Below are 10,783 nucleotides of genomic sequence, written 5' to 3' on the forward strand. Positions count from 1 at the left end.
CCGGCCGGCGCGGTGGCGTCCGAAGCTTGCGCGAACGCGCCGGAAGGCCCGGCAGACAAAGCCGCGGCGAGCGCTGCGCCGAGCGCGACGAGAGAAATTCGGGAAGTTGGCAACGTCGTAGGAAAGCTGCGGGACATGTGTCAAATTCTATCACCCCCGGCTGGGCGCTCCGCCATTTATGGCAAAATGCCCCGCTTCACTCACCCGCGGCATCTGGCCCGTCGGGCCTGCCACGCAGCCCGCCGCTTCGGGCCTGGCGGCCCCCGCCGCGATTTCAGCAGGCAGATCATCCACGACATGACGGAAACCGTAGCACTCAAGATCGTACAGCGCATCGCCACCGAACTGTCCGTCCAGCCGCGCCAGGTCGCGGCGGCCGTGCAACTCCTCGACGAAGGCTCGACCGTTCCGTTCATTGCCCGGTACCGCAAGGAAGTGACCGGCAACCTGGACGACACGCAGTTGCGCCAGCTCGAGGAACGCCTCCTGTATCTGCGCGAACTCGAGGATCGCCGCGCGACGATCCTGTCGAGCATCGACGAGCAGGGCAAGCTGACCGACGAACTGCGCGCCGCGATCGATGCGGCCGACAGCAAGCAGGTGCTCGAAGACCTTTATCTGCCGTACAAGCCGAAGCGCCGCACGCGTGCGCAGATCGCCCGCGAAGCCGGCCTCGAGCCGCTCGCGCAGGCGCTCCTCGCGAACCCGCTGCTCGACCCGCAGGCCGAGGCAGCCGCGTACGTCGACGCCGACAAGGGCGTCGCCGACGTGAAGGCCGCGCTCGACGGCGCGCGCGACATCCTGTCCGAACAGTTCGGCGAGACGGCCGAGCTGCTCGGCAAGCTGCGCGACTACCTGCACAACCAGGGCGTCGTGTCGTCGGCCGTCGTCGAGGGCAAGGAAAACGAGGAAGGCGAGAAATTCCGCGACTATTACGACTACGCGGAAACGATCAAGACCGTGCCGTCGCACCGCGCCCTCGCGCTGTTCCGCGGCCGCAACGCGGGCGTGCTGACGGTCAAGCTGGGCCTCGGCGAAGAGCTCGACGCGCAGGTGCCGCATCCCGGCGAGGCGATGATCGCGCGCCATTTCGGCATCGCGAACCAGAACCGCCCGGCCGACAAATGGCTGTCCGACGTATGCCGCTGGTGCTGGCGCGTGAAGGTGCAGCCGCACATCGAGAACGAACTGCTCACGCAACTGCGCGAAACGGCCGAAACGGAAGCGATCCGCGTGTTCGCGCGCAACCTGAACGACCTGCTGCTGGCCGCGCCGGCCGGCCCGAAGGCCGTGATCGGTCTCGACCCCGGCCTGCGCACGGGCGTGAAGGTCGCGGTCGTCGACCGCACCGGCAAGGTGCTCGCGACCGACACGATCTACCCGCACGAGCCGCGCCGCGACTGGGATGGCTCGATCGCAAAACTCGCACGCATCGCCGCGCAGACGCAGGCCGAGCTGATCAGCATCGGCAACGGCACCGCGTCGCGCGAAACCGACAAGCTCGCGAGCGAACTGATCGCGAAACACCCGGAGCTGCGCCTGCAGAAGATCGTCGTGTCGGAAGCCGGCGCGTCGGTCTATTCGGCATCCGAGCTCGCCGCGAAGGAATTCCCGGAACTCGACGTGTCGCTGCGCGGTGCCGTATCGATTGCACGCCGCCTGCAGGATCCGCTCGCCGAGCTCGTGAAGATCGAGCCGAAGGCCATCGGCGTCGGCCAGTACCAGCACGACGTGAACCAGCGCGAACTCGCCCGCTCGCTCGACGCGGTCGTCGAGGACTGCGTGAACGCGGTCGGCGTCGACGCGAACACCGCGTCGGCCCCGCTGCTCGCCCGCGTATCGGGCCTGAACGCGACGCTCGCGCGCAACATCGTCGACTACCGCGATGCGAACGGCCCGTTCCCGTCGCGCGAGCACCTGCGCAAGGTGCCGCGCCTCGGCGACAAGACCTTCGAACAGGCCGCCGGCTTCCTGCGCATCAACGGCGGCGAGAATCCGCTCGACCGCTCGTCGGTGCACCCGGAAGCGTATCCGGTCGTCGAACGGATGCTCGCGAAGATCAGCAAGCGCATCGACGACGTGCTCGGCAACCGCGAAGCGCTGTCGGGCCTGTCCCCGACGGAATTTGTTGACGAACGTTTCGGCCTGCCGACGGTACGCGACATCCTGTCCGAACTGGAGAAGCCGGGTCGCGATCCGCGCCCCGAATTCAAGACCGCGACGTTCCGCGAAGGCGTCGAGAAGGTGTCGGATCTCGTGCCGGGCATGACGCTCGAAGGCGTCGTGACGAACGTCGCCGCGTTCGGCGCGTTCGTGGACATCGGCGTCCACCAGGATGGCCTCGTCCACGTATCCGCGATGTCGACGAAGTTCATCAAGGATCCGCACGAAGTCGTGAAGGCTGGCCAGGTCGTCAAGGTGAAGGTGATCGACGTCGACGTGAAGCGCCAGCGCATTGCGCTGACGATGCGCCTCGACGACGACGCGGCAGCGCCCGGCATGTCGTCGCGCGGCGGCCAGGATCGCGGCAACGCGGCGCGCAGCACGGCTCGCCCGCAGCGTTCGCGCGAGCCGGAACCGGCCGGCGCAATGGCCGCGGCGTTCGCGAAGCTGAAGCGCTGAGTACGCGCAAGCTTTCGCGACATAGAAAAAGCCCGCCTTCCGGCGGGCTTTTTTTATTGAGTCGTCGTACTCACTTCCAATATTTTCGATGAAAACCGAATATGCGCGTTTTCATCATCATTCACCCACGTTTAATCGGCGAATTGAACAATCCGCGTTGTGAGATACGTTTTCTTGACGCTTCACATACGGTACATAAAATAAATCTGCGAACGGCAGCATTTTGATGCTTCCGGAATACGCAGCGATCTTTCCGCTCAGCGGCAAGGTTCTCAGCAGCCCTCGCGCACGCCTTGCATTTCCGGCCCTCCCGTCTTTCAGACTCGCTGTTTGCAATCGATTCGCGACGTATTGCATCCGGTATTCGCGTGGCCGGCGAACCGGGACGGATTCGCGAAAAATGGATCGGAGAACCATGACAGAAGACAATCTGAAAACCGAACTGGCCGCATTGCGCATTCCCGTTTTCGATGTGCCGTGGGCCGGCGCCTGTTCACCGCACGTCGAGCGAATCGAATCGCGCATGCTCGAATGGGCAGACGCATACGGCATGTTCATCAGCGACGCCTACCGGGAACGCGTCGCGCGCACCCGGTACGGCTGGCTCGCCGCGCGCTGCTACCCGAACGCCGATCCTTCCCTGCTGCAGGTGCTCGCCGATTATTTCGTGTGGTTCTTTCTCGTCGACGACCTGTTCGTCGATCGCGTGGAACCGGTCGGCCCTGATACGTTGCGCAATCTGACCGCGATGATCGATGTGCTCGACTACGAATGTACCGGCTCCCAACCTGTCTATGGAGAGCGAGCGTGGCTCGATCTGTGTCAGCGCCTGCGCGCGCGCCTGTCGGCCGAACACTTCGCGCGCTTCGCACAAGGGATGCGCCTGTGGGCGACCACCGCCGGGCTGCAGATCCTCGGCCACCTGAGAGCCGAGCCAGTCGCAGTGCCACAGTATGAAACGATCCGGCGTCACACGAGCGGGATGAATCCGTGCCTCGCACTGGCGGACGCGGCCAACGCCGGCGCCGTCCCGCCCGATACGTTTCACCGGCGGGAAATCCAGACGCTGTGCCGGCACGCGAATCATATCGTCTGCTGGAGCAACGACATCCAGAGCGTCGGCGTCGAAGCGCGCCAGCCCGGGCAGTTCCGGAACATGGTGCTGATCCACGCATCGCGCGGCCATACGCTGCAGGCAAGCGTCGACTACACGGCCGAGCGTGTACGCACCGAGATCACCGACTTCGTCCTGTGCGCCGCTGCACTCACCCAGCATGCCGACACACGCGTGCACGGTCTCGTCGACGGCTGCCGATACTGGATACGCGGCTATCTGGATTGGGTGGCGCGGGATACGCAGCGCTATGCGGCTGCTTTCGCGGCCGGCGATGCGGACGATCGCGGCCTGATTGCCTGTTCGCCTGACTCGGCGGCGCGCGGCTGAACGGCCCGCGCGCCACTCCGCGATCAGATTTCGATCTTCGTCCCGAGTTCGACCACGCGGTTCGCCGGGATCGAGAAGAAGTCGGTCGGCTTCGCGGCGTTCTGGTGCATCCATGCGAACACGCGCTCGCGCCAGATCGACATCCCGGGCAGATGCGTCGGCACGACCGTTTCGCGCGCGAGGAAGAACGACGTATCCATCAGCTCGAACGTCATGTCGTGCGTGCGGCCGAATTCTTCGAGCACGGCCTTCACGTCCGGCGTCTCGTTGAAGCCGTACTCGGCCCTGACGATATACAACCCGCCGCCCGCATCACGCGAGGTCTGGCGCTTGTCGTCGCGCACGTAAGGAATGTCGCGCGTGACGAACGTAAGGAAAATGGTTCGCTCGTGCAGCACCTTGTTGTGCTTCAGGTTGTGCAGCAGGCTGACGGGCACGAGCTTGTCGTTGCCGGTCAGGTAGATCGCGGTACCCGAGACACGGTGCGGCGGATGCGCGAGCAGCCCCTGCAGGAACGGCTCGAGCGGGATACCGTCGGCCGCCGTGCGCTCCTTGACGATGTGACGCCCCTTGTACCAGGTCATCAGCAGGAAGAACAGCAGCGCGCCGATGCCGAGCGGCAGCCAGCCGCCCTGCGCGACCTTCAGCAGGTTCGCGCCGAAGAAGCCGAGGTCGACCGCGAGGAACACCGCGATGATCGCGCCGACCAGCAGCCGGTTCCAGTTCCACACCTTCACCATCACGACCGCCGCGAGCACGGTCGTGATCACCATCGTCGCCGTCACCGCGATACCGTACGCAGCCGCGAGGTTGTCGGAGCTCTTGAAGCCGATGACGATGCAGAGGATCACGAACAGCAGCAGCCAGTTCACGACCGGCACGTAGATCTGGCCGATCGCGAGTTCCGACGTATGCAGCACCTTCATGCGCGGCACGTAGCCGAGCTGGATGGCCTGCGACGTCAGCGAATACGCGCCCGAGATCACTGCCTGCGACGCGATCACGGTTGCGACCGTCGACAATATGACGAGCGGCAGCAGCCCCCATTCAGGTGCCAGCAGGAAGAACGGGTTCTCGATCGCCTTCGGGTTCTGGATCAGCAGCGCGCCCTGGCCGAAGTAGTTCAGCACGAGCGACGGCATCACGAGCCCGTAGGCAGCGATGCGGATCGGCTTCGCGCCGAAGTGGCCCATGTCCGCGTAGAGCGCTTCCGCACCGGTCAGCACCAGCACGACCGAGCCGAGCACGACGTACGCCTGCAGCAGGTGGTCGGCCATGAACGACGCCGCGTAATACGGGTTGACGGCCGCCATGATGCCCGGCACGCGCACGATGTGGTACACGCCGAGCGCCGCGATCACGACGAACCACAGCACCATGATCGGGCCGAACAGCTTGCCGACCAGCGCGGTGCCGTGACGCTGGATCCAGAACAGCGCGATCAGGATCACGATCGTGATCGGCAGCACGAGATGGGACAGGTGTGGCGTCGCGATTTCGAGACCTTCGACCGCCGACATCACCGAGATCGCCGGCGTGATCACCGCGTCCCCGTAGAACATGCACGCGCCGAAAATCCCGAGCGCCATCAGCGCGCCCGCGACGCGGGTCTTCGAGTCGAGCGGCCGCAACGACAACGCCATCAGCGCGAGCACGCCGCCTTCGCCGTTGTTGTCCGCCCGCATCACGAACAGCAGGTACTTGATGCCGACCACCAGGATGATTGCCCAGAACAGCAGCGAGATCACGCCGAGAATCGATCCTTCGGTGAGCGGAATGCCGTGTGCGGGGCTGAACGCCTCCTTGAGCGAATACAGCGGGCTGGTGCCGATGTCGCCGAACACGACGCCGATGGCTGCTATCGCTAGCGCCCGCATCGAGTGTTGTTGCGTCGAATGCGGCGCGTGTGCTGCGTCGGTCGCGTGGATCGTGTCGTTCATATGAAGCGTAATAATCAGGTCCGGGTCGGACAAAACGAGCGCTATTCTACTCGCGCCCCCGTGAAACGCCGCCCTGCTCTGTTGCCTTGTAACCACGTGATCCACGCTGCGCATGCATTCCGGCGCGAGCTGTGGCAGGGCTGCCAATCATAGCCGGGGCAGCGCCGTCTGCCTACCGGATCACGGTACGCGCGGCGCCGATACGTATGGCGCCCCAATGAAAAACGGCGCCGCAAGCGGCGCCGTACAAGGCTTTCCTTCGATTGGCCGGCCGCTTACGCGCCCGAACCGTCGCGCTGTGCGCGACCGCGCTTGATCCACGCCTCGAGGTTGTGCGGGCGAACCGTGTCCCACTCCTCGAACGGCTGATGAATCCACGGATTCGTCGGCAGAAACTGCGTGTGATAGTCGGGCTTGACCTTCGAGCAACCCTTGTACCAGAGCACGGCCGAGCGCACGGCCGTCACCGACGGATAGCGCTCCTTCAGATGCTCCTGCACGCGCGCAAGCGTGACGCCCGAATCGACGAGATCGTCGACCAGCAGCACGTTGCCCGCCAGGTTGCCGCGCGTCATCGTGATGTACTGCGCGATGTCGAGGTCGCCCTGCTCCGTGCCGGCCGCTTCGCGGTACGAACTCGTCGCGAGAATCGCGAGCGGCACGTCGTAGATGCGTGACAGTTGATCGCCGACGCGCAGGCCGCCGCGCGCGAGACACAGGATCTGGTCGAACTTCCAACCCGATGCATGCACCTGAAGCGCGAGCAGCTCGATGAGACGGTGATACTCGTCCCAACCTACCCACAGGTTCTTGTCGTCGTTGCGCGGATCGGTCATCAAGTCTGCCGCCGTCATCGTGATTTGCTGCGTCATCTGGAAATTACACCTTGAACGGATGGCGGAGCAGGATCGTTTCGTCGCGGTCCGGACCCGTCGACACCATGTCGACCGGCACGCCAGCCACTTCCTGGACGCGGGTCAGGTAAGCCTGCGCGTTCGCCGGCAGTGCTTCCCACGTCTTGATGCCGACCGTGCTTTCCTTCCAGCCGGCAAACGTTTCGTATACAGGCTCGCAACGGGCCACATCAGCGGCACCGCGCGGCAGGATGTCCGCATCCTTGCCGTCGATCTTGTAGCCGACGCACAGCTTGACTTCGTCGAGGCCGTCGAGCACGTCGAGCTTCGTCATGCACAGGCCCGACACGCCGTTGATCTGGATCGAGCGGCGCAGCGCGGCTGCGTCGAGCCAGCCCGTGCGGCGCGGACGGCCGGTGACCGAACCGAATTCCTTGCCGACGTTCGCGAGCGTGACGCCGACCTGGTCCTGACGCTGCGGATTGTCCGCATCGTACAGTTCGCTCGGGAACGGGCCCGAGCCGACGCGCGTGCAATATGCCTTCGTGATGCCAAGGATGTAGTTGAGCTTCTGCGGACCGACGCCCGCGCCAGCCGACGCCGCACCTGCGACGCAGTTGCTCGACGTGACGAACGGATAGGTGCCGTGATCGATGTCGAGCAGCGTGCCTTGTGCGCCTTCGAACAGCAGGTTCTGGCCCGCATTGTTCGCGTCGTACAGGCGGCGCGACACGTCGGCCACCATCGGCTTCAGGCGGTCGGCATAGCCGAGCATCGTGTCGAGCGTGGCCTGGAAATCGACGGCCGCGCCGCCCAGGTACTGGGTCAGCACGAAGTTGTGGAAATCGAGGTTTTCGCGCAGGCGGTCGGCGAAGGTCTTCGCGTCGAACAGGTCCTGCACGCGCAGTGCGCGGCGGCCGACCTTGTCTTCGTACGCGGGGCCGATGCCGCGGCCCGTCGTGCCGATCTTGCCCGCACCCTTGCGCGCTTCGCGCGCCTGGTCGATCGCAATGTGGTACGGCAGGATCAGCGTCGTGGCTTCGGAAATGAACAGGCGGTCGCGCACGTTCACGCCGGCTTCTTCCAGCTCGCCGATTTCCTTGAACAGTGCTTCGGGGGACAGGACGACGCCGTTGCCGATGTAGCAGGCGACGCCTTCACGCATGATGCCCGACGGAATGAGGCGCAAGATCGTTTTCTTGCCGCCGATGATGAGGGTGTGGCCGGCGTTGTGACCGCCCTGGAAACGCACGACGCCCTGAGCGTGGTCCGTCAGCCAGTCGACGATCTTGCCCTTGCCTTCATCACCCCATTGCGTTCCCACGACGACGACATTGCGCCCGGGAGTCACGTTCACTGCGCTGGCAGACATGTTGATTCGTTAGCTGGTTAAAAACGTATTCTACCTATGTTCGCGGGCGATTCCGAATTTTTCCGTTTCGCTTCAACGATATGCACGCCGAAGCACGTCCCGCGAACGCCTGTTTATCGGGGTTCGACCACCCATGCGCCGTTGCGCTCGACGAGCGAACGGTCGCACGCGAACTCGTCGAGTACATGGTCGTGGCCCGGCAGTGCCTGGATCACGACCTCGCCTGCATCGCGCAGCGCCGCGACGGCCGCGCTCAGCGCGTCGTCCTGCGCCCACGGCGCGAGAATCGCGGTGCCGCGCGCCTCGACCGGCGAGATCCGCGCGAGCTCGCGCAGGTCGAGCGAGAAGCCCGTAGCCGGACGGGCGCGGCCATACGCCTGACCGACGTGGTCGTAACGGCCGCCCCGCGCGATCGCGTTCGGCACGCCGTCGATGTAGGCGCTGAACATCGCACCGCTGTGATACGCATAGCCACGCAGGTCGCCGAGATCGATCGCCACCTCGGCACCCTTCGCCTGCGCTGCAAGCTGCGCGAGATCGTCGAGCGCCCGCGTGATTTCGGGCAGCACCGGCAAGCGCGCGCGCGCCTCGGCGAGCACGCTCGCGTCGCCATAGAGGTGCGGCAGCGCGCGCAGCGCGGCGCGCGTATCGGCGCCGAGATCGTCGGTGAGCTCGTTCAGCAGCGGCACGTCCTTGCCCGACAGCGCGTCGTACAGCGACTCGCCGCGCTCGGCTGCCTGCGCGTCGCGCGCCAGCAGCGCCGCGAGCACGCCCGCGTGGCCGAGGTCGAGACGGATGCGCGACAGGCCTGCGAGATGCAGCGCGTCGAGCATCAGTTGCTGGATTTCGAGGTCGGCTTCCAGCCCGGCATGCCCGTAGATTTCAGCGCCGATCTGGATCTGCTCGCGCGTCGCGTGCAGGCCGCGCGGACGCGTATGCATCACGTGGCCCGCATAGCAGAGGCGCGTCACGCCCTGGCGGTTCAACAGGTGCGCGTCGATCCGCGCGACCTGCGGCGTGATGTCCGCGCGCAAGCCGAGCGTCCGGCCCGACAGCTGGTCGACCAGCTTGAAGGTGCGCAGGCGCAGGTCGGCGCCGCCGCTCGTCAGCAGCGACTCGAGATACTCGAGCAGCGGCGGCATCACCATTTCGTAGCCATACGAACGGAAGCGGTCGAGCAGCCTGCGGCGCAGCTCCTCGATCTTGCGCGCTTCCGACGGCAGTACGTCGGCGATATTCTCGGGAAGTAACCAGGTCGACATCGGTACGGTCCTACGACGGGAAACAGCGCGCGACACGCGCGCCGCGATGTGAATCGGAAATTCTGAATTCGGGCGGGACGAACGGCGGATACGCCGTCTGGATCAGGTCCCCGGTCAGGTCGCGAGCAGCAGCAGTATGAGCCCGAGCACCATCACGATCAGCCCGCCGATCCGGATATGATGCGGCGGCCGCTCAGCTATTCTACGAAACGTGTCGCGCCAGGCGACGGGAAACACGAAGGGGAACGCCCCCTCGATGATCAGCATCAGCGCTACTGCGAGCAACAACGAGCCAGCCAGGTCCATGCGAGCGACGGCGCCGCTCGACGCGGCGCCCCAAGGTCAGTGTTTGCGGGGAGCAGGCGCCGCCGGTGCGGCACCGCCCGTCGGGCTGCGCATGAAGCGGAAGAACTCGCTGTCGGGATCGACGACGATGATGTCGTTGCGCTTGAACGTGTTCCGGTACGCCTGCAGGCTCGCGTAGAACTGGTAGAACTGCGGATCGCGGCCGAACGCATCGGCGGCAATCGTGGCAGCCTTCGCGTCGCCCTCGCCCTTGATCGTCTGCGCGGACTTGTACGCGTTCGCGAGCACGGCCTGCTGTTCGCGTTCGGCGTCCGCCTTGATCTGCTCGACGTCGGCCGCGCCTTGCGCACGCACCTGCGCCGCCTGATCGCGCAGCGCGCCGATCATCCGCTGATAAACGGCGTCGGTCTGCGCGGCCGGCAAGTCGACGCGCGTCAGTTGGACGTCGACCACGTCGACGCCGAAACCGGCCGCCTTCGCCTTCACGTCGTCGCGCGCCGCGTCGGCGATCGCACGCTGGCCGCCGAGCGCGTCGTCGAGCGCGTGCTTGCCGAACGCGTCACCGAGTGCGCTTTTCAGCGCGCCGGCCAGACGGTCGCCGGCTGCCGACGGGTCGCCCCCGGTCGCCGTGAAATACTTCATCGGATCGCTGATCCGGTACTTCACCGCGTAGGCGACGAGCAGGTCATGCTTGTCTTCCGTTGCCAGTTGCAACGGATCCGACGACTCGAGCGATTGCAGGCGCGTGTCGATCAGCGTGGCCGTCTGCAGCGGCGGCGGCAATTTGAAATGAATGCCGGGGCCTGCCAGTTCGGGCTGCGCGCCATCGCGCCCCGACAGCACGGCCGCATGGCGCGGATCGACGGTCAGGACTGTCGACGATGCCGCGAAGGCAACGATCACGATTGCGACGACGAGCGCAATGATTCGGTTCATGTTCTGCGCTCCCCGTTACTTCAGATCGTCTTCGCGCGATCGGCTGC

8 protein-coding genes are annotated in these 10,783 nt (G+C 65.5%); 2 read left to right on the top strand and 6 right to left on the bottom strand.

Going from position 1 to position 10,783, the window contains the following annotated elements; genetic code table 11:
• The first annotated feature begins 297 nt into the window (after positions 1-297).
• Together G3N99_RS26255 and G3N99_RS26260 are read left to right on the top strand one after the other, a co-directional pair.
• Positions 298-2,622: a Tex family protein gene (locus tag G3N99_RS26255; protein WP_206123843.1), complete on the top strand. Its 2,325-nt coding sequence runs from the start codon at positions 298-300 to the stop codon at positions 2,620-2,622.
• Between the two features lie 415 nt (positions 2,623-3,037).
• Positions 3,038-4,066: a hypothetical protein gene (locus G3N99_RS26260; RefSeq protein WP_206123844.1), complete on the top strand. Its 1,029-nt coding sequence runs from the start codon at positions 3,038-3,040 to the stop codon at positions 4,064-4,066.
• 23 nt (positions 4,067-4,089) lie between these two features.
• Here the strand turns inward: G3N99_RS26260 and G3N99_RS26265 are convergent, their stop codons facing one another.
• The 6 genes from G3N99_RS26265 to G3N99_RS26290 form a co-directional block, all read right to left on the bottom strand.
• Complete coding sequence (locus G3N99_RS26265) at positions 4,090-6,006, bottom strand: potassium transporter Kup (protein WP_174941073.1); 1,917 nt, start codon at positions 6,004-6,006, stop codon at positions 4,090-4,092.
• Between the two features lie 275 nt (positions 6,007-6,281).
• On the bottom strand, positions 6,282-6,878 hold the full coding sequence (locus tag G3N99_RS26270; protein WP_011352251.1) for a phosphoribosyltransferase: 597 nt from the start codon (positions 6,876-6,878) through the stop codon (positions 6,282-6,284).
• Between the two features lie 7 nt (positions 6,879-6,885).
• Positions 6,886-8,232: an adenylosuccinate synthase gene (locus G3N99_RS26275; RefSeq protein WP_011352252.1), complete on the bottom strand. Its 1,347-nt coding sequence runs from the start codon at positions 8,230-8,232 to the stop codon at positions 6,886-6,888.
• A gap of 113 nt (positions 8,233-8,345) precedes the next feature.
• Positions 8,346-9,494, bottom strand: a complete 1,149-nt coding sequence (locus G3N99_RS26280) for an ATP phosphoribosyltransferase regulatory subunit (RefSeq protein ID WP_089440226.1) — start codon at positions 9,492-9,494, stop codon at positions 8,346-8,348.
• A 114-nt stretch (positions 9,495-9,608) separates the two neighbouring features.
• The gene (locus G3N99_RS26285) at positions 9,609-9,800 is read right to left on the bottom strand and encodes a DUF2065 domain-containing protein (protein WP_011352254.1); all 192 of its coding nucleotides are present in this window, start codon (positions 9,798-9,800) and stop codon (positions 9,609-9,611) included.
• A 36-nt stretch (positions 9,801-9,836) separates the two neighbouring features.
• Positions 9,837-10,736 (bottom strand): protease modulator HflC, encoded by a 900-nt coding sequence (locus G3N99_RS26290; RefSeq protein ID WP_206123845.1) that lies wholly within the window; start codon positions 10,734-10,736, stop codon positions 9,837-9,839.
• Positions 10,737-10,783: the final 47 nt, after the last annotated feature.

It is taken from the genome of Burkholderia sp. Ac-20392, assembly GCF_017104585.1.
Classification (GTDB): Bacteria; Pseudomonadota; Gammaproteobacteria; order Burkholderiales; family Burkholderiaceae; genus Burkholderia; species Burkholderia lata.

Coding starts and splice junctions, on each gene's coding strand:
- G3N99_RS26255 (WP_206123843.1), top strand. CDS start 298: ATGACGGAAACCGTAGCACTCAAGATCGTACAGCGCATCGCCACCGAA.
- G3N99_RS26260 (WP_206123844.1), top strand. CDS start 3,038: ATGACAGAAGACAATCTGAAAACCGAACTGGCCGCATTGCGCATTCCC.
- G3N99_RS26265 (WP_174941073.1), bottom strand. CDS start 6,006: ATGAACGACACGATCCACGCGACCGACGCAGCACACGCGCCGCATTCG.
- G3N99_RS26270 (WP_011352251.1), bottom strand. CDS start 6,878: ATGACGCAGCAAATCACGATGACGGCGGCAGACTTGATGACCGATCCG.
- G3N99_RS26275 (WP_011352252.1), bottom strand. CDS start 8,232: ATGTCTGCCAGCGCAGTGAACGTGACTCCCGGGCGCAATGTCGTCGTC.
- G3N99_RS26280 (WP_089440226.1), bottom strand. CDS start 9,494: ATGTCGACCTGGTTACTTCCCGAGAATATCGCCGACGTACTGCCGTCG.
- G3N99_RS26285 (WP_011352254.1), bottom strand. CDS start 9,800: ATGGACCTGGCTGGCTCGTTGTTGCTCGCAGTAGCGCTGATGCTGATC.
- G3N99_RS26290 (WP_206123845.1), bottom strand. CDS start 10,736: ATGAACCGAATCATTGCGCTCGTCGTCGCAATCGTGATCGTTGCCTTC.